This window comes from Psychrobacter sp. DM8 (assembly GCF_051307025.1).
Taxonomy (GTDB): domain Bacteria; phylum Pseudomonadota; class Gammaproteobacteria; order Pseudomonadales; family Moraxellaceae; genus Psychrobacter.
Genome location: NZ_CP195538.1, coordinates 1988072 through 2007753 on the forward strand (window position 1 = coordinate 1988072; position 19682 = coordinate 2007753).

Consider the following 19682-nt stretch of genomic DNA (forward strand, 5'->3'; position numbering starts at 1 on the left):
TGACTTTGATAAGTTTTTGACAGCAGTAAGCAAACCAGCATGAGGCACAAAACAATGTCGATTATCACTCGCAAAAAGTAACGTAGTTTATCTAGGCAGCTTTAGATGCAACTGATAAGATGAGCGCCGAATAAAGAGCTCTATTAAAAATCTGCAGTGAGTACAGCTATTTGGTCTGATTCAATTAGTGCTATTATCCTCTTGTATTCTTTAGCACTTCAAGCTCATTAAGGTAAACCCGTTATGTCATTGTCTCATTTAACCCCAAGTCGTCTGCATCTAAGTCTGGTACTTGGACTATCTCTAGCGCTTGGTGGCTGTCAGGCTCTGCCCAATCAGCCGCACCTACCTGATAGCCAAAACCTATCAGCACGGCTAAATGCGCTTTATCAAGACAATAGTAATGACAATACTGTGCGTGTTAGCACTGATTTGATCAATGCGATCAGTGAGCAAAACGACATTCATCCAGAGCTCTCAGGCTATCATCCGATTGTCACTGGCGCCAATGCCTTCGCCTCGCGTAGCATCTTGACGGATATGGCAACACGTAGCATCGATGTACAGTACTATATCTGGCACAATGATCAAGCCGGTCAGCTCATGCTCAAAGACTTGTGGGAGGCCGCTGAGCGCGGCGTTATCGTGCGCCTGCTTATAGATGATTTTAATAGTAATGCTAAGCTTGATCAGACCTTGCTACGCTTTGCCAGTCACCCTAATACCGCTGTACGTATTATCAATCCTTTGATGCATCGCAAATTTCAGACCCTAAATTTTGTCACCGGTCTGCCGCGTATCAATCGGCGTATGCATAATAAAAGCATGATTTTTGATAAGCAAATCACCATTATCGGTGGCCGTAATATTGGTAATGAATACTTAAGTAATGATCAAAGCAGCCAGTTTGCAGACTTAGATGTTTTACTCATTGGTAAAGTCGTCGCCGACATTGATAATAGCTTTACCAGTTATTGGTCAGCGCCCATCTCCTTTGATATCGAAACTCTAGTCACTTTAGACAAAGGGGCGACTACTGACTTTTTAGACGGTTTAAACAAGCTTAAAGAAGAAGAGAAAAGTAACGCAAACAGTAGCTTGGCGGTATATCGCAATGCGATTGAGGACTCTACTATTGACAAAGATTTGGTCAATAAACAAGTGCCATTTCGCTGGACGGATATGCAGTTTTTGAGTGATGATGTCGGCAAGCTGACCAAAACCGTTGCCAGCGATACCAACTTGGTGCATCAACTGCGTACGCTACTTGGTAGTCCCTCCGAGAAGCTCACGATTATCTCCTCCTACTTTGTACCGACCAAAGATGGCGTTGAGACCCTCGTCGCCTTGGCAAAATCTGGTATTGAGATTAGAATTTTGACCAACTCTTTTGATGCCACCGATGTGACCGCTGTACACTCAGGCTATAGTAAATGGCGACCTGAGCTTTTGCGCGCTGGCATCAAAATATACGAGCTAAAATCAACGGCAAGTGAAGAGAAACGTGAAAACAAACTGTGGAAAGCTCGTAGCCAGTCATCAACCAGTCTGCACGCCAAGACCTTTGCCATCGATGACCATCAAGTGTTTATCGGCTCGTACAACGTTGACCCACGCTCTGCTAATATTAATACCGAAATGGGCGTCATTATCAACGACGACGAGCTGGCACAGCAATTGCACCAAGCATTAAGTGATGATCTACTCGCGCAGGCTTATGAGGTCAAACTTATAGATGACGATACCTTGCAGTGGCATACTATTAAAGATGGTAAGCCCATTATTTATGATAGCGAGCCGCGCGTCGATATGGCGGATCACATTTGGCTTACTATAATGTCGCTCCTCCCTATTGATTGGTTGTTATAACTCTACTCCTTTATACCTATATGCTTTTTTGATGATTAGTCTTTAAAATGACTGATCTATTTTAGTTTAGATATACGAGTAGAGATTTTGATCGCTACTTTTACTTGTGGATTGAACGCTTATGTCCCCTCTTGCTCACTATGAGTTGATGTCATCTAAAGATAGAAATACGGTGTTGTTTATCTGTCTGAGCACTGCGATTACTTTTTTCGACTTTTTGATTTACCTCTATATTGCCGATACAGTTGCGACTGCTATCTTCCCTGGTACCATCGATGTAAACACCGCAAAACTACAAGGGCTAGGTCTATTTGCTGTTGGCTACCTGGCGCGTCCTCTAGGCGGTATACTCTTTGGGCGCTATGGCGATATAAAGGGGCGCAAACCCGTCCTGCTTATGAGTATGCTCGTTACCGCAATAAGCTTACTTGCGATGGCGTGCCTGCCGACCTACGCGCAGTGGGGCATATTCGCCCCTGCGCTATTTATTTTACTGCGTTTGGTACAGGGCATGGCGTTTGGCGTTTTTGTACCTTTATCCTGGGTATTTGTCGCAGAGCATGTCCCGCGTCAATACCTCTCGGTTGGCTGCGCTTATGTGACGGCTAGTTTTTTTGTAGGAGTGCTATTCTCTAATGGTTTTTTTATATGGCTTAATAACACGCTGACATTTGAGCAGATGGTAGACTATGGCTGGCGCATTCCCTTCTTTGTCGCTGCCACTTTAAGCTTTTTACCGCTATTGTTTTGGCGCACTATTAATGAGACGCCTTTTTTTGTTGATCTAAAAAGCACAAGACACGATATTGATAAGACTATCAGTTATACCAATAAACCTTTCACGTTATTATTTAAACACTGCAAGCACTCGATATTTATCAATATGATGTTGACCTTGATTATATCTAGCATCACTTTAGTCATCGTATTGATATTGCCTGATTTAATTGAGCTGCGTTTTGCCCCCGATAGTGATTTGTTTGGATTTGCTCATAGTCTTGGCGTAGTATTTATGATTTTGGGCTGTATTTTTTATGGCATCATCTCAGACTACCAAAACTTTGGTAAGGTTTTAGCAGTTGGTTCTATTTTGCTCATCGCTCAGATATTCGCTTTTTATTACCATCTGGAGGCAGGCGGTGATTATATCCTAATCATGTTTGCGATCTTAGGCTTTTGTGCAGGTATTGTCGGGATGATGCCTGCTATTTTGATACAACTGTTTCCAACCAATGTACGCCTGACGGGTATGTCTTTTTCTTACAATATTACTTATGGTATCGTTGGTGGTCTTATCCCATTCGGTCTGGCCTACGCGACTATGTATATTAGTTTTGCGCCTGCTTTGTACATAGCATTCATCGGCTTTGTCGGTATTATGATGGGACTGTATTTTTATAATTTACCTGACATGAAAAAAATTGACGATTTGGTTTATCGTACAGAGTGATAGGCTATTGGACTCTAAGGAAAGGTTTTTTGAGCAGTTATGAGGTATTAAGGCGATCAATATGCTGGATATGACACAAAAACGCCTATCTGTTGCACCCATGATCGATTGGACGACGACGGACTATCGTTTTTTTGCGCGTCTGTTTAACCCGCAGGTGTATTTGTATACCGAGATGATAAGTACAGGCGCGCTAATTTACGGTCATAGAGATAGGCATTTGCGCTTTGATGTGAGCGAGCATCCTTTAGTGTTACAGCTTGGCGGCGCTGATATTGACGAGATGACCCAGTGCGCTGTATTTGCCCAGCAGTATGGCTATGATGAGGTCAACATCAATGTCGGTTGCCCCTCTGATCGCGTGCAGCATAACAAGATTGGCGCGTGTCTGATGGCAGAGCCCAAAACTGTTGCAGGCTTAGTTAAGCATATGCAAGCGGCAGTTGATATTCCTGTGACCGTTAAGCACCGCATCGGTATCGATGATTTTGACAGTTATGAGTTTATGAGCGACTTTGTCCAAACGGTTGCTGACGCTGGCTGTCAGCGCTTTATTGTGCATGCGCGTACTGCTTGGCTGCAAGGCCTTAGTCCCAAACAAAACCGCGAAATCCCGCCACTACGCTATGATGATGTTTACCGCCTCAAGCAAGACTTTTCAGATCTAATGATAGAGATCAATGGCGGTATAGAAACTGTGGCAGATATAAAAGCGCACTTAGAGCATATCGATGGCGTAATGATCGGTCGCGCGTTTTATCACAACCCCTACCTATTAGCAGAAGCTAATGGCTTATGGGATGCTCCTATTCCTAGACGCTCAGATATTCTAGCCAAGCTTTATCCGTACCTAGAGCAGCAAGTGAATAAAGGCGAGCGCTTACCGACGATGGCGCGGCACTACTTAGGTCTGTTTCAAGGATTAGCAGGCGCGCGCAGATGGCGTCAAGCCTTAAGTGGTAAGCCTGACTTGACGATCAAAGACATACAACGGGCAGCGGATGAGATTTTGCAGCTTAATCCTGATGTTTAGCCCACCTGCGAGATATACAGCCACATAGCGATGCCGTTATTGATAATGTGTAGCAAAATAGGCAACCACAAAGAGCCTGATTTGATACGCGCATAACAAAACAGCAGTGCTAATAAGACAATGGTGCTGATCTCATACCAGCCGTATTGGATATGAATAAGCGCAAATATCAAACTAGTAATTACGCTGGCAACAATAGTGCCGCGCGAGCCTGCAAACTGCTCACTAATCGCTGACCACAAAATACCACGAAACACCAACTCTTCGTAGACAGGCGCTGCTATCACCATCGCAAAGATAAGCAGCCACACTGAGCTTACCGACTGATACAGAGGGTCAACGAAGATCAGCGGCGTCGCCTCTACCCAATAGGTCACTGCCTGGCTAGCAATTGCAAACAGCAGTAGCAGCGCAAACATTCCTATACCGATACCGACTGAAAAAGGTCTAAACGCTAAGTACTGACTTATACTACCGCCTTTTATACGAATAATACCTAGAGTAATAGCGGTGATAAGCAAGCTGGTGATGATAATTGAGACACTAACGACAGTGCCATCGTTACTGCCGATATAAAATAGCGTACCCATTGATAACGTGTCTGCATCGGGTAAAAACAGCTTGACTGCAATATACACGCCTATGAGTTGACTGATAAAAAATCCCATCACCATAAAGACCATCAGCGCAATCACACTAAAGGTTGAAAATAGCGGTGTGGATTTGTGGTTTGTCATCTCGTTATCAGTAGCACTTGATACAATCGGCATAATATTTTATTTAGGTTTTTAGCTGTTTTTTAATGAGCGTTAGCACTTGCGCGGCCACGCTATCTGGGTACTCAAGCGGAAACATATGACCGCCTGGGTGAGTTTGAAAATCTATGCCCAAGCGCGCTTTTATTTTTTGTGGAAATTTACGTTTTAAAAAAACACTCTCCTGTCCAATGATTAGCTCAACTGGTGGCTTTGGAGCATGATTTGGGGTTAGCCAATACAATGAGGGGTTGGTTCTAAAGACAGCAACTTCGCTTTTTTTGGGAATAGCCAAAGTGACCTTACCATCAGCGCGAGTATGTAACCCATGCTCGATATAACCTTTAAAACTGCGCTCATCAAAATCCTTAAAAAAACGCTTATTACGCATTTGCTCATAAGCATCGTCTCGGCTATCCCAAACATCACGGCGATGTTTGGATATTCCTGATGGCGACAACTTATCCATCGATTGGTTATTCATCATGGGCAATTTATCTACCGTTTTGGCTAGGTGCATCAAAAAACTGCTACGTCCATATATCAATGGCGGATCCATAAGCACTGCCTGATTAAAACGTTTGGGCGCTTTGTATAACGCTTGCAACGTACACATAGCACCGAGCGAGTGACCGACAGCGACGAGCTGCGCGGTACCGTGCTCCTCGCAGGTACGCTCGACGCTATCTATCACTTGCTGGGTAAGACGCCGCCAATGATTATCAACAGGATAATCGGGATCTGTCCCTAACAGCGGTATATACTCAATCGTAAAAAATTCACTTAAGCCTGCAAAAAAAGGCGCGTACACTGCGCTTGGCATTCCATTCGCATGCGCAAAATGCAAGACAGGTTTTTGTGTTTTGGTTGATACTGGTAGGGATGCAAAGGTTTGCGCGGTGATGACGCTCATATCAGGCTCTCATTAAATTGTACATAGACTGTGAATCTTGACATAAATAAAGGCTGAGCATATCACTATACTCAGCCTTTATCATCATACACGAAATAGGTATAGAACACTTAGCGCATCTGGCCTGCGCTCTCTTCTTTTGATAATAAATCAAGAGAGATACTAGAGCCGACACCTGCACCAAGCTTGACTGCAAATCGATCCATAAACAATTGGAAGGGGTCTATTGGCGTATAATTAACGATATTGTCCAGCTCAAGCTGCTTCTCAAGGCTTGAGATACTACCCGTTTGATCCGCCAGTCCCAAATCTATAGATTGCTCACCGGTCCAAAACAGTCCCGAAAATAGATTATTCTCTTCAGGGTTTTTGAGTCGATCACCGCGACCTTCTTTGACCGCATTGATAAAGTGCTTGTGCGTATTGGCCAGCACGCCTTCGACGTGTTGCTCTTCAAACTCAGTTAAGGGACGAGACAAGCTTAAAATATCTTTGTACTCACCTGCGGTAATCGTACGATCCTCTACGCCAACCTTGTCCATCAAGCCCTCGATATTATAGCTTGGCATAATCACACCAATGGAGCCGACCAAACTTGAGGGGTTGACATAAATCTCATCCGCCGCTGAGGCAATATAATACGCGCCAGAGGCCCCTATATCACCAATAACTGCGTAGAGCTTTTTGTCTGGATACTCAGCACGCAGATCGACCATCGTCTGCCAAATCTCATCAGACTGCACAGGAGAGCCACCCGGCGAGTTGATATCAAGAGCAACTGCCTTAGAGTTAGGATTCTCAAAAGCGCGCGTTAGAGCATCATTGACATCATAAGCATTAGCCACATCAGCATTACTAATGACCCCTTGTAACTCCACCACTGCTAGGTGCGGCTGACTGGTATCAAAACCATCAATACCTGCAGGCTTGTCACTGCTACAACTACGACTAAATGCTAATAATACAAATAAAATATAGCCAAAGGTGAGGAGCTTAAAAAAGATACTCCAGCGCCGTGCACGACGTTGTTCTTGTACACTGGCTAGTAAAGTTTTTTCAATGAGACGCCATTCTTGTCCATTCGGCTGCGGCGCGGGCTGCATCTGGTTTGCCGAGTTTTCAGGACGTTTATTAGGGTCTGGTGGCCAGTTGGGCATAGAGCTTCCTAGGTTGATAACATGCTAAATCGATAAACTAAGCTATAAGTATGGTGGCATTCTACTCCGGCTTCAATAGCTTGGCTATTAGAAACTATAAAACCTCGCGTTTTACCCAATGTTTAAGGATCATCATCAAGCGCAAGCGCAGCTGGCAAGAGGATCCCATTATAAGTATGTGTTTGTGCTACCCGGTGCTGAGCTAATACCTCGCCAGTTACCTGTGAGCGACTATGGCTAAGCCAAGTTACCTCTTGGTCAGCGGTAAAGGGTTTGATGTCACATAATAGCGACCACATCTGCCAGACTCGGTTGTGAGTGGCGGCGTCTAGTACGATACGCGAATGCTTATTGTCAGATAACAAAGGCGATTGTAGCGGATCAGTTGGATTGTACTTTACTACTTGAATAGGCATACCACTATCGAGCGCTATGGCGCAGTCCCATACACTAGCATCATCAATCTCGCTCCACCCTGTCAGCGCCGTAATCGCAAGCTCACTATCTGCCATCTGCCAAGTCTTGCCCGCATGACAGCGCTGCGCGGTTATTGATTTATCAGTACCACTTTTGAATTGGTAAGCTCGTTGTTTATCTTGCCAAAGATCATGACGACCTGCCTGCCAGTATTGACTGACGGGTATACGCTGCACGAGTTCAAAGACGGTTTTAAGTAGAATGTCAGTAGATTCTATATTGGTAGTTTGAGTGCTGCTTTTCTGATTGTTTGAAGCGCTTAATGCGGTTTGTACAACGATACCATCCAAGCGCTTGACAGAGAGCGTCCCTAGCTGCTGCTCCAAGCTTTTTGAGAGCTGCTGCGCGCTCAGCGTATTGGCTCTAGTGCGAGTCTGAGACATGTGATCAGCTAAAAATAGCCAACTGCTAACACTTTGATCAGTAGCTGGGTATCGTAGTACAGCGGCGCTTAAGTACCTGTCCCCTGTTGGCAATATATACAAAGTTGGCAGCTGCACTAAGGTTTGCTGATTGGCATAGACACTCATTACTAACAGCGTCAAGGGTGGTACCGCCAGCACTCGGCTAATGAGTCCGCGTGGCAATAGCCAAGGCAATAGCACCAAAAAAGCCATGAGCAATATCGCTGCATTTACAGGGGTATAAACCCATGCATCAAAGAGTGTAGGCAACGACGTCAGCCACAATATTGATGTGTGCAGACTTGCTACTAGGGTACTCACAAGCGCCCAAATCATATCTGCTATGACAGGCGCAACCAGATAACACAGCCCTGCTAGTAGGTTGAGCGGTACAATCACCCAGCCAAAGAGTCCAATAGCGAACAGGTTAATAACCAAGCCCCATAACGAAGCCTTACCAAAGAGTAATAGCGTCACTGGCAGCAAAGCGACAAACAACCAGCATTGCAGCTTAAATAAGCGCTTAAAGGCGGATAGCCATTGCGCTGTTTTTTTACCTTTTAAGGCTTGAGGCGAATTAGTTTGCAAAGAGCGAGACACTGTCTTGTTTTGCAATCCATAAGCGCTTTCATACTTTAGTAGCAAAGCCACAGCGATAAAGGACAGCCAGTAACCCGCTTGCCACAACACAAAGGGATCGACCCATGCCATAACAATGGCTAAGCCAAGTAGCACGCGCACAGTACTTAGCGGTAGCAGGGTTAAACGCACCACCCCTATAGCCAGCAGCGTCCAAGCAGTACGCGCTGCAGGCACATCAAAACCTGTAAATAGCGCATAAATAAAGGCAGCCACGATCATTACCTGCCAGCGCACCTGCCAGCGCGGCACATAGCGATAAAGCACAGGTAATCTGCGATCAAATACAAAGGTCGCAAGCCCTGCCATAACAATGGCTAAAAACAATACATGCGTGCCTGAGATGGCGAGCAAATGCGAGATGCCTGCTAACTGATACAAGTCTTTGGTGCTACGATTGATTAGACTACGATCGCCCGTCAGCAAACTGAGTGTGACGGCTTTTGCTTGTTGCTCAGCTTCGGTTTGCGTGCCCCAGTTGTGATAAAAATGCTGGCGTAATTGCCAACGCACTTGATCAATACGGGTACGAAAAACGGTAAGATAAGAGGGTGATTGTTGGGTCGTAAGCGCTGATGGCTCAATGTTAAGCGCTGATGGCTCAATATTAAGTGCTGAGGGCTCTGTAATATTAGCAATCGGCATGCCGACTTGATTGATAGTGGCTACCCCGTCGATATGACGCGCGCGCAGCCAGCGATAACTGTCAAAACCCGAAGGATTGTTCATTGCCTGCTCTGATGTGGCAAGCGGCGCTAGGGTCAAGCTCATAAACAACTGATCGCCTGGACGCAAGTCATTTAGTCGGTTAAGAGACTCGTTTGAGGATTTGGGATAAGCACTTAGCAATACTTTATATACTGAGTCATCGGTATTATGTATATCTACTAAATCTGCGTTGAGCTCAGCTGCCGTCATCTGAGTGACTTGCGGCGCATGATGGCTGATAGTAGCGACTTGCCGATAACCACTGCTCGCTTGTGTATCGTACACACTGTCACTGACGCCTTCGATGGTGACCAGCGCTGACACCCGCATAGAATCAGTGATTTTTGTAGTTTCTGCTTGCTGATAGTGACTAACAACCTGTAGCGCGCTACCCACTACCAGCAGTAGAATGAGCGCCGTAGTAAACGTATAGTACAGTAGATGATAAATAGGTTTAGAAGAGGCTGAGCCTTTATCCGTGAGTGCCCTTTGACGCGTGCTCAAGATGATCAGAATAAGAGAAATACCGCTCAGAACATAGATAAGTACTGACGCATAAGTATCAGGTATGAATAGCGAAGTGGCAGAAAAGATAAGAGGGTTTGCAACGGATAAAACCCCGAGCATAACACTAATAATCAGACTTCCTATCAACCAATACACTGATACTCCTTGCTTAGTGATGCTCATCTATTATTAGTCGGATGACATGCTCTGAACACTAGTAACTTATTAGCCGCATATTAGCAATTTTTTTTATATTACCCTATACTCGTTATCGTGTTAAGGTTATTGGCATCTTCTCACGTTTACAATCACGACCTACCAGCCTCTCGTTAGACGTTGAGCGGGCTTTAAATAATCATTCAAGGCAAGCCTGTGTCTCAAAAACGTCTCAAAAATCTGCTACCGACACCAGAAAAGATTTTAGAAAGTCGCACAATGAAGCTATTTGCGCCGCATTTGGCAGATGCACGCTTGTGGCATTTCAATCGTCATAGTTTAAATAAAGCGGTATATATCGGTGTGCTAAGCGCTTTTTTTCCGCTACCCGGTCAGATGCTGCTAGCCTTGATAGGCGCGCTGATATTTCGAGCCAACGTCCCTATGGCGCTTGGTCTGACATGGATTACTAACCCGCTCACTACCCTACCTATATTTTACGCAGGCTACTATATTGGTGCCAAAATTATGGACGTGCCAATGATCAGTCTTCGGCTGATTGGCAGAATGATTGCAGATTTTAGTTTATGGGTATTATCAGATGGTGCAAATCCCTTTGTGACTTACAAGGGATTTGTCTCTTTGCCGGCGTTTTGCTTAGGTCTTACCATATTGGCTATTATCAGCAGTATTATTTGCGGACTAGCCTTCAAAGCAATTTGGCGCTATAAGACGGTTAGTAGTTGGCAAAATCGTCAACGACTTCGAGCGAAAAAGAAAAAAAGAAAGCGTTAAAAAAAAGCGTTAATAGTAACTAACACTCTTTAAAGGTTAGGGTTTAAATGAATTATTCTTAACTTTTTTGCGTGGCGTTAATCGCTTCAATAACAAGATCTGAAAAGTTACTTTCCATAAATAGGACTATCACAACTTCACTATTTTTAGTGAGCGTATAACGCATTCTACCCTCTGCGCTGGTTTGCGCACTCAAGTCGTAATCTACGCCGCCCAAAGTAATGGCGTCGAACACCGCCTTGAGCATCTTTATCTGATTGTCTCTATCCACTGTGTCGTATAGGGTAGGATCTAGATAAGGTCTTATCGGGTCATTGCCTTCCTCTGCGCTCCCAAAAGCGGCAATCGGATCATCGTACTTAAACATCGTTGTTACTCCTTAACCATCAAAGTCAAATCACACTCGTTTACTTGGTCAAATCCTGTTGGACAAAATAAACTAATACGTCTCCCAATGCCCATTACGCAGCAATAGCTGGCGATCAGCGAGCGCCGCAAGATTGCGATCATGAGTAACCATAAGTAGCGCCGTTTGCATAGTGCTTTGTAGCTCTGAGAGCATCCCAAAGACACTTTGCGCATTGTCATAATCTAGATTACCTGTCGGCTCATCAGCGAGTATGAGTGAGGGTTTCGTCACCAAAGCGCGGGCAATAGCAACGCGTTGACGCTCGCCGCCTGATAGCTCCCCTGGTCTGTGGTTGAGGCGGTGATCCAATCCGACATTATTTAATATCTCAATCGCCTGCGCGCGAGCATCAGTGGTTGAGACCTTTGGACGCATCAGTAGCGGCATAGCTACATTTTCGACCGCCGTAAACTCTGCAAGCAAGTGATGGAACTGATAAATAAATCCCAGATGCTGGTTACGCATTGCGCCGCGCTCAGTCTCATTCATCTGATTAAGACACTTACCATGTAACCAGACCTCACCGCTGGTTGGCGTATCAAGCCCACCTAATAAATGCAGCAACGTACTCTTACCTGAACCACTGGTACCAACGATAGCAATACGCTCGCCTGCATTGACGGTTAGATCCAGACCCGTCAACACCTGAGTACGTACGGCCCCTTCGTCATATATCTTGCTAATGTTGGTCGCCTCTAAAATGGCAGACATAGCGCTTCCTTTATAATCATTTTTGTCAGGTAATAAATTGATAGATAGTATCAAATTCGTGCGTTACTCAAACGTCAGCTATTACTCATAGCGCAGCGTTTGAGCGGGCTGGATTCTAGCGGCACGGCGCGCAGGATATATCGTTGCCAAAAAGCTTAGGACAAATGATACGCCAGTGATAAGCACCACATCAGTCAAACGCAGCTGCGAGGGCAAGTAATTAATAAAATAGGCGTCAAATAGATTAAGGCCAAAGCTTTGATTAATAAAGCCTAGAATATCACTCACTGTGAGCGCAAATAAGACTCCAAGAACCGTTCCTGCTACGGTACCAATCACTCCTATGACGACTCCTTGCACCATAAAGACCTGCGTTATCAGGCGCGGAGAAGCACCAAAGGTTTTGAGGATGGCGATATCAGCTTTTTTGTCAGTGACGAGCATCACAAGACTTGAGACGATATTAAAGGCGGCAACTAAGATGATTAAGAAAAGCAGCAGGCCAACCATGGCTTTCTCCATTTGGATGGCACCAAATAGATTGCCATGCGTCTGCGTCCAGTCATTAGGATAGAGCTGATTAGGTGCGATATCTGCGGCATTTTGCGCAGCAAGTGGTGCATTAAATAGATCGTCAAGCTTCATACGAATACCCTGAGCGCCCTCTGGCAAACGCAGCAACTTGCCTGCATCACCCATTGGAATAAACGCCATCAAGCTGTCGACCTCTGGGCTAATGCTAAAGATACCCGTTAAGGTAAAGCGCTTAAAGCGTGGTATCACGCCTGCTGCAGAAGGTGAGGCTTCTGGCAATACCAGCGTCACTTTGTCGCCTAAGCGCAGGCCTAATGATTGCACCATCTCCTCACCCAAAACGATACTAAAATCACCATTTTTTAGGGTGTCAATGTCGCCTTCAACCATATTATCGTTGATAATAGAGACGTTCTTTTCGTAATCAGGCTCGACGCCCGTCACCATGATGCCAGCCACTTGACCGTTTGAGGTCAACATGCCTTGAAGCTGAATAAAAGGCGCGACAGCGGTAACCTCAGGATCTTCTTCAATTTGATCTGCTAATTGTTCCCAGTTGCCAATCACCTCTGACGAGATAACAGTAGCTTGCGGCACCATACCTAGTATTCGCGTTTTAAGCTCACGATCAAAGCCGTTCATCACAGAGAGCACTGTAATAAGTACTGCCACACCCAAAGTCAGACCGACCATAGATATCAAGGATATAAAGGAGATAAATCGATTACTGCGCTCTGCTCGGGTATACCGCAAGCCAATAAATAACGCTAAAGGACGAAACATAGTTAAACTCTTTATCTTATCTATAGTAGATGGCTTGCATTTTAAAATAGCTCAAAGGCTGTCTGACAATCCAAGCGTTATCAAAACTGCCACCAAAAAGTAAGCCCTACTAACAGATAGGGTTTTAGACATACCGTTGGTGCTGGTCGCCAAAAAATGGCTAGTTTGACACAAATTAGATCCTATGTGCCAGTGATTCATATAAACTGCGCGTATTTTTTTTGGCAAAAATAAAGGCGATATCATTATTTTTTATGAAGGGCTTGCTATTGGTTATTTTCATACCTATATATTGTATGTTAAGAAGCATTGTATGCTAAGGACGAATTCACCCATTAACAGGACTGAAAAAGCGTGCGCCTATTATGGCTAGGTATTGTTAACCGTTATCGGTCACTTATTTATCTCTATGTAAGCAAGCTTTTATAATCAGATCCTGCGACTGACTACATTTTGAGTACTCTCATGACTATTAACTATCAATATAAGAATGTACAAACCCCCACAAAAGTAACTTTGAGCGATGAGCAAACTGCCGGTCATGGTGACCATTGGCGCATATTAACGGACGATTTGAGCCGTGATGTGCCTGAGTGGCTCCAACTCATGATCGAAAAAGCGACTATGCCAAAGGGTCTCAATGGCAATGCTAGTGCTGAGGACAAATGCTTATTGCTCTCAGAAAACCAGCCCTGCCATATTAATCAAGTACTCGCCATGCGTGATGGCAAGCCTGAGTGCTTTATTAACGCCTACCCTTGCGTGGACGGTCCTTACGGTCTCAAATGCCGAATCGAGCGTATTATCGTTAACGAAAATACTCAAGATGCAGTGCTAAGGCTGCGCACTGTTGATGGCAGTATTATTTATGCTTTTGATCAGCTCTATACCGCCAACCATCAGCTTTATAAGCAGGACGAGCTTTACTTCGTCAATTTTAGCGCGTGGGCACATGAGATCAGTCCAAGCGAGCAAAGTGAGACTATTTTGGTTGAAGATGTCGATGCTATTCGCTATCACCGCGCTTTTAATGACATTGTCGCCGCCAATGACGGTCAAGTACCAAAGGACGTTCAAGAGCAGATCAAAGAGTGGGAGCCTGAAACCAAAGAGCAGATGGCGCCTATTGAGATCAATTTAGGTCATATGTGTGCATACTTGTTTGGTGATACTCTAGGTCAAGAAGATGAGGCATGGTGTCAAGGACAAGTACTGGGTAAGCAAGAGACTCATTTTAATGGTCAGTCCATTATTTTGTTTGATGTGGTCATCTTGCGCGAGCAAGACGCTGATCCATTCGTCGTGCGTATTGGCGCTGTAAACACAGAACAGAACAATGCTATTGAAGTCAATGATTACATACAAGCAAATATCTGGCTGCAAGCAGCAATCTACAAAGAGAATCAGTAACTAAAATTTTTACTACCCACTAGCACTAAAAAAGAGCCTCTAAACATTAGAGGCTCTTTTTAATTGGAAGCTTAATTATCATACTTCTATAGTGAACTTACTTTTAAGCCATTGCTCTTATGCCATAGTGGTCATAGCTTTTACTTTTTTGAACAGCTCTTTTTGCTCAGCGCTTGGACGAGCAGTCTGAACAGCCATAAGCTGCGACATATCGCCTTCAACGCGAATTTTGCCACTCATAAAGGCGCCCATGATCTGGTTCATATCAAACCCTGTGATAATAGATTGCAAGGTCTCGCGATCAAGCAGTAAAGTAGTGGTCGCCTCATCATTAAGACCACGATGTAATAATCCATCGGCAAAGTTAGCTTCGATAACCTCATCACCGTCAGAGACTTTTAGATTAATGACCATGTTAGCGAGTGCTGGCGGCAAATTAAGCTCGCCTGCGTCCTGACCTAATTGCTCAACTTCATCAAACCATGCGTCCGTCAAAAAAACTGCCATATTATTATCCTTAATAAATGCCTCATTGTTTAACCATGTAGGCATTCAAAATTGTTAAAAGGGGATGATACTTAGGAGTGACTCGCTTAAAATATAAGCGCTATTCGCTAAACGCCTCTGACTTGTTAAAGTCACGTGACTCTAAGCATCCTATTTTGGTCTTAGACCGTTTTCCATTTCATTATAGTCGGCTAAGCTGCGATAAGTAAAACCCCAACTTGGCACTTATCATAAAATAGTAACAAAAAGTCACGGTAATCGCTGTTCGGTAATTAGTAGCCAAATCATAATTCAAGGGCATAAGCGTTCTTTTAATAATAAGTTGTCTGCAAAATAATTTACCAAAGAGTTTGTATTTTGGGTCACAGTTCTGATGATATTTACTTAATATTGCGTTACAATACCCTTAAACAGAGTCGGGAGTTTTAACCAAACATTACGTAGACGTGATTTTAAGAGTTATGCAAACAGTTAATGATGGTCACCACCCTACTGTTTAGCTTTGATATTTATCTTATCCCCTTTGTCTTGTGTAATGTTCAGTCTTGATCGAGCACCGATATTTTGCGCTTATTACACTAATCCCATGTAAGCGTTTAAGATACTCCCTGTTTTATACGATAAGACCCTACCGCTCAATTTTCTAATGTAGTTATGGTTAATTCTGTTGATAATTTAGGCTGTATAGGAATCATCCCATGAGTTTACAAAACACAGCAATCGCCCCCGTTGATAGTGAGTATGAAATCACTATCGTGCGATTCTTTACGACGATGACCGTCATTTGGGGCATTGTCGGCATGAGCCTTGGTGTATTCATTGCATCACAATTGGCTTGGCCCGCACTCAATTTTGACATTCCATGGCTGACATTTAGCCGATTAAGACCGCTACATACGAATGCGGTCATTTTTGCGTTTGGTGGTTGTGCGCTATTTGCCACGTCCTACTATATTGTTCAGCGCACTTGTAAGACTCGGCTGTTCGCTCCATATTTGGCGTGGTTTACCTTTTGGGGCTGGCAGGCAGTCATTGTTGCTGCTGTCATTACCCTGCCTATGGGTTTAACATCGACTAAAGAGTACGCTGAGCTTGAGTGGCCGATTGATATCTTAATCGCTTTAGTATGGATATCTTATGCCATCGTCTTCTTCGGTACTTTGATTAAGCGTAAGACGTCACATATCTATGTGGCGAACTGGTTCTTTGCTGCGTTTATTATTACTATTGCGCTACTACACATTGTCAACAGTATGGCAATCCCTGTCGGCGCCTTTAAGTCTTATTCGCTATATGGCGGTGCTACCGATGCGATGGTACAGTGGTGGTATGGTCATAACGCGGTTGGTTTTTATCTAACAGCAGCCTTTTTGGGCATGATGTACTACTTTGTACCGGTACAGATTGGTCGTCCTATCTACTCGTATCGCTTGTCTATTGTGCATTTCTGGGCTTTGATTGCAGCATACATGTGGGCAGGTGGTCATCATCTTCATTACTCTGCGCTTCCAGATTGGACGCAGTCGCTGGCGATGGTCTTCTCAATTATTCTATTCGCGCCATCATGGGGCGGTATGATTAACGGCGTATTAACGCTATCAGGTAGCTGGGACAAGCTGCGTACCGATCCGATCATTCGCTTTATGATTGTGGCGTTATCCTTTTATGCGATGTCGACCTTTGAAGGTCCGATGATGTCTATTAAGACAGTGAACGCTTTGTCGCATAATACCGATTGGACTATTGGTCACGTGCATTCAGGAGCTCTTGGCTGGGTCGGTATGATTACAATCGGCTCACTATATGTGCTACTTCCACGTATTTATAACAAGCCTAAGATGTATTCAATCAGTTTGATTACCACGCATTTTTGGTTAGCGACTGCAGGTACTATCTTTTATATCGTCTCTATGTGGATATCAGGTATCGGTCAAGGCATGATGTGGCTTGCAACCAACCCTGATGGAACACTGGTATATAGCTTTGTTGATACGGTTGAGTTCTCGCATTATCCTTACATAGGTCGTGCTTTTGGTGGTCTGCTCTATGTATCAGGTATGTTCATCATGGCTTATAACGTCTATCGCACTATTAAGATGCCAGAAGGTAAGCCTGTAATGCTCGCTGATCCTACAGATCATAATCCTAGTGTTGATGAACCACAGACCGCTAAAGTATAAGGAGCAATCATGGCTGGTACACCGCATGAAATTATTGAAAAAAACACAGGTTTGCTCGTTATCGGTATCGTCATCGCAATCAGCTTTGCAACGCTTGTTGAGATCGTACCCTTAATATATGACTATAAACCTGCTGAAGAAGGCGGGGTGAACAAGCCTCTGCCTGCAATGGAACCTTGGACAGCGCTTGAGTTTGAAGGTCGGGATATCTATATCCGTGAAGGCTGTCATGTGTGCCATACGCAAATGGTACGTCCATTACGCGCTGAAGTTGAGCGCTATGGTCCCTACTCGCGCGCGGCTGAATCGACGTGGGATCACCCTTTTCTTTGGGGATCAAAACGTACGGGGCCAGATTTAGCACGAGTGGGTGGACGTTATTCTGAAGATTGGCAAAAGCAGCATCTAATCGCGCCCAGATCTTTAGTTCCTGAGTCTGTTATGCCAGGTTTCCCTTGGCTTGCAACGAGTGAAGTTGATGGCGCTAAAGTTCAGAGCAAAATGCAATTGTTCCGTGATCGTTTCGGTGTTCCTTATACGCAAGAGGACATCGATGGCGCGCCAGATGCGGTACTTGGTGCCACTGAGCTTGATGCTTTAGTTGCTTACTTGCAGCAGCTCGGTACTGCAATGGAAGGACAGCGCTAATGGGTATTGGTGATTTACAAATATTTGCAACGGTAGCTGCTTTCATCGCTTTTATAGGCGTTGCATGGTGGGCGTATTCACCAAAAAATAAAAAACGCTTCGAAGAAGATGCACAACTTGCGCTTGATGACGAGCATATTCAATCTTTGTCTGATGAGCAGCGCAATAAGGATAAACCATGACATTTTTTTGGAGTTCTTGGATAACCATACTTAGTATTGGGTGCTGGGTTTTCATTCTTGGGGTATTATTATTTGTACTTAAGTACAAACCTGATGTAGAAGAAGACGGTACAACCGGTCATGAGTACGACGGTATTCGAGAATATGACAAAGCGCTGCCAAAATGGTGGCTGGTAATATTTTTTGGCTCTATTGTTTGGGGCGTGGCTTACTGGATATTTTTTCCAGCCATCTTGCCGTCGCATTGGAATGGCGTTGCTACTGTTGAAGTCGATGGCGAAACGGTTCCTTGGACGTCAAAGAACGAGCTTTTTAGCGAGCTTGAAGAGAATGATAGAATCTTTACCAGTAACTTTGAGCAAACTATCTTAGCTAGAGCTGGTGCAACAGAGGCGACGACTATACTCAATGAGCTGAGCGAATTGCAGACGACTATGCGTCGTAGTGAGAATCCACCAGCGGATATTCAAACCCGTATTGATGAGAAGGTTGCCCAGCTTGCGCCAGCCGTAGAGAAGCTATCACAAGATCCAAATGCACTCAAAGTAGGTAGCCGTCTATTTTTGCAAAACTGCTCTGTCTGTCATGGTTCTAATGCTAAAGGTGCTAGAGGCTATCCTAACTTAACAGACAATGATTGGTTATATGGTGGCGGTGCTGATCATATTCTTACAACGCTACACAATGGCCGCGTGGGTGGTATGACTGCATGGCGTGATCAGCTTGGTGAGGAAGGCATACGTGCAGTAGCTGAATATGTACTTTCTTTATCTCCAAACAATGGCAGTACTAGTAACGGTGAGCTTGATCAAACTCTAGTTGCTCAGGGTGAGAGTATCTTTAAAGAGCCTACTAACTGCGTACTGTGTCATGGACCTGAAGGTAAGGGCATGATTTCAACGGGCGCGCCGAACTTGACCGATAATATATGGTTGTACGGCGGTGAGCGCGAAACGGTTCGTGATACCCTACGCTATGGTCGTGCAGGCGTTATGCCTGAATGGGAAACTAAGCTTGGTAATGAGCGTATTATGCTATTGTCAGCCTACGTATATTCACTGTCTGACAGAAGTAATGCAGCTGCGCCTATGACTGCTACTGCTACTAATAGTCAAAACAACGAACAAGCAACTGTAGCTAATTAAGCATATTATTATAGACTGAGCTTTAGACGTTTATTGTATAAATGGATGAACACCAAAAGGGAGAACTGTTATTGCAGCTCTCCTTTTTTATATTTTTTTATATACCTGTATTTAGCGTTGTGATGTCGTTAGTATTTCAATCATTACTTTTTAATGCTGCGATAAGCGATTGTTTTTTTTGATTATCTCCCCATTTATAGTAGGGGTAATGATAAAATATCTGTTATCGGTAGCCTGTTTTTTAGCGAGCACAATCGAGGTTTTAAACCCGTACTTATTGAGCGGCGCTATACATAGCTATTATGGCTCA

Annotated in this window: 17 protein-coding genes; 9 read left to right on the forward strand and 8 right to left on the reverse strand. The window is 44.3% G+C overall.

The features are described 5' to 3' along the window. The first annotated feature begins 243 nt into the window (after window positions 1–243). The 3 genes from ACR64J_RS08400 to dusA all read left to right on the forward strand — a co-directional run bounded on the left by ACR64J_RS08400 (window position 244) and on the right by dusA (window position 4352). A complete protein-coding gene (locus ACR64J_RS08400) occupies window positions 244–1869 on the forward strand; it encodes a phospholipase D family protein (RefSeq protein ID WP_435949255.1) in 1626 nt (541 codons plus the stop codon). A gap of 121 nt (window positions 1870–1990) precedes the next feature. After that, a complete protein-coding gene (locus ACR64J_RS08405) occupies window positions 1991–3319 on the forward strand; it encodes an MFS transporter (protein ID WP_435949256.1) in 1329 nt (442 codons plus the stop codon). 61 nt (window positions 3320–3380) lie between these two features. Beyond that, the gene (dusA, locus tag ACR64J_RS08410) at window positions 3381–4352 is read left to right on the forward strand and encodes a tRNA dihydrouridine(20/20a) synthase DusA (protein ID WP_435949257.1); all 972 of its coding nucleotides are present in this window, start codon (window positions 3381–3383) and stop codon (window positions 4350–4352) included. On the opposite strand, the gene ACR64J_RS08415 is transcribed toward dusA, so the two are convergent. The 4 genes from ACR64J_RS08415 to ACR64J_RS08430 all read right to left on the reverse strand — a co-directional run bounded on the left by ACR64J_RS08415 (window position 4349) and on the right by ACR64J_RS08430 (window position 10068). Continuing rightward, window positions 4349–5122, reverse strand: coding sequence for a CPBP family intramembrane glutamic endopeptidase (locus ACR64J_RS08415; RefSeq protein ID WP_435949258.1), 774 nt, complete (start codon window positions 5120–5122; stop codon window positions 4349–4351). The two genes, dusA and ACR64J_RS08415, sit on opposite strands and share 4 nt — an antisense overlap. Window positions 5123–5132: 10 nt before the next feature. Beyond that, window positions 5133–6020 carry an alpha/beta fold hydrolase gene (locus ACR64J_RS08420; RefSeq protein WP_435949259.1) on the reverse strand — a complete coding sequence of 296 codons (888 nt, stop codon included), beginning with the start codon at window positions 6018–6020 and terminating at the stop codon, window positions 5133–5135. 110 nt (window positions 6021–6130) lie between these two features. Further along, a complete protein-coding gene (gene sppA / locus ACR64J_RS08425; RefSeq protein ID WP_435949260.1) occupies window positions 6131–7177 on the reverse strand; it encodes a signal peptide peptidase SppA in 1047 nt (348 codons plus the stop codon). A 122-nt stretch (window positions 7178–7299) separates the two neighbouring features. Beyond that, on the reverse strand, window positions 7300–10068 hold the full coding sequence (locus ACR64J_RS08430) for a ComEC/Rec2 family competence protein (RefSeq protein WP_435949261.1): 2769 nt from the start codon (window positions 10066–10068) through the stop codon (window positions 7300–7302). 216 nt (window positions 10069–10284) lie between these two features. Here ACR64J_RS08430 and ACR64J_RS08435 point away from each other — a divergent pair, with 216 nt between their 5' ends. Continuing rightward, window positions 10285–10863, forward strand: coding sequence for a DUF2062 domain-containing protein (locus ACR64J_RS08435; protein WP_317198542.1), 579 nt, complete (start codon window positions 10285–10287; stop codon window positions 10861–10863). A 58-nt stretch (window positions 10864–10921) separates the two neighbouring features. On the opposite strand, the gene ACR64J_RS08440 is transcribed toward ACR64J_RS08435, so the two are convergent. The 3 genes from ACR64J_RS08440 to ACR64J_RS08450 form a co-directional block, all read right to left on the reverse strand. Further along, window positions 10922–11230, reverse strand: coding sequence for a hypothetical protein (locus ACR64J_RS08440; RefSeq protein WP_435949262.1), 309 nt, complete (start codon window positions 11228–11230; stop codon window positions 10922–10924). Between the two features lie 72 nt (window positions 11231–11302). Beyond that, window positions 11303–11983, reverse strand: a complete 681-nt coding sequence (gene lolD / locus ACR64J_RS08445; RefSeq protein WP_435949263.1) for a lipoprotein-releasing ABC transporter ATP-binding protein LolD — start codon at window positions 11981–11983, stop codon at window positions 11303–11305. Between the two features lie 81 nt (window positions 11984–12064). After that, a complete protein-coding gene (locus ACR64J_RS08450; RefSeq protein WP_435949264.1) occupies window positions 12065–13300 on the reverse strand; it encodes a lipoprotein-releasing ABC transporter permease subunit in 1236 nt (411 codons plus the stop codon). Window positions 13301–13765: 465 nt separating this feature from the next. Here ACR64J_RS08450 and ACR64J_RS08455 point away from each other — a divergent pair, with 465 nt between their 5' ends. Further along, the gene (locus ACR64J_RS08455; RefSeq protein WP_317198546.1) at window positions 13766–14710 is read left to right on the forward strand and encodes a hypothetical protein; all 945 of its coding nucleotides are present in this window, start codon (window positions 13766–13768) and stop codon (window positions 14708–14710) included. A 117-nt stretch (window positions 14711–14827) separates the two neighbouring features. On the opposite strand, the gene ACR64J_RS08460 is transcribed toward ACR64J_RS08455, so the two are convergent. Continuing rightward, the gene (locus ACR64J_RS08460; protein ID WP_435949265.1) at window positions 14828–15217 is read right to left on the reverse strand and encodes an SCP2 sterol-binding domain-containing protein; all 390 of its coding nucleotides are present in this window, start codon (window positions 15215–15217) and stop codon (window positions 14828–14830) included. A 698-nt stretch (window positions 15218–15915) separates the two neighbouring features. Here ACR64J_RS08460 and ccoN point away from each other — a divergent pair. Genes ccoN through ccoP form a run of 4 tightly spaced genes read left to right on the forward strand, consistent with a single transcriptional unit; the run spans window position 15916 to window position 19372 of the window. Further along, window positions 15916–17397, forward strand: coding sequence for a cytochrome-c oxidase, cbb3-type subunit I (ccoN, locus tag ACR64J_RS08465; RefSeq protein WP_317198548.1), 1482 nt, complete (start codon window positions 15916–15918; stop codon window positions 17395–17397). A 9-nt stretch (window positions 17398–17406) separates the two neighbouring features. Beyond that, window positions 17407–18045 (forward strand): cytochrome-c oxidase, cbb3-type subunit II, encoded by a 639-nt coding sequence (ccoO, locus tag ACR64J_RS08470; RefSeq protein ID WP_317198549.1) that lies wholly within the window; start codon window positions 17407–17409, stop codon window positions 18043–18045. Continuing rightward, window positions 18045–18227, forward strand: a complete 183-nt coding sequence (locus ACR64J_RS08475; protein ID WP_317198550.1) for a cbb3-type cytochrome c oxidase subunit 3 — start codon at window positions 18045–18047, stop codon at window positions 18225–18227. The genes ccoO and ACR64J_RS08475 overlap by 1 nt, the downstream gene beginning before the upstream one ends. Continuing rightward, the gene (gene ccoP / locus ACR64J_RS08480; RefSeq protein WP_317198551.1) at window positions 18224–19372 is read left to right on the forward strand and encodes a cytochrome-c oxidase, cbb3-type subunit III; all 1149 of its coding nucleotides are present in this window, start codon (window positions 18224–18226) and stop codon (window positions 19370–19372) included. The genes ACR64J_RS08475 and ccoP overlap by 4 nt, the downstream gene beginning before the upstream one ends. Window positions 19373–19682: the final 310 nt, after the last annotated feature.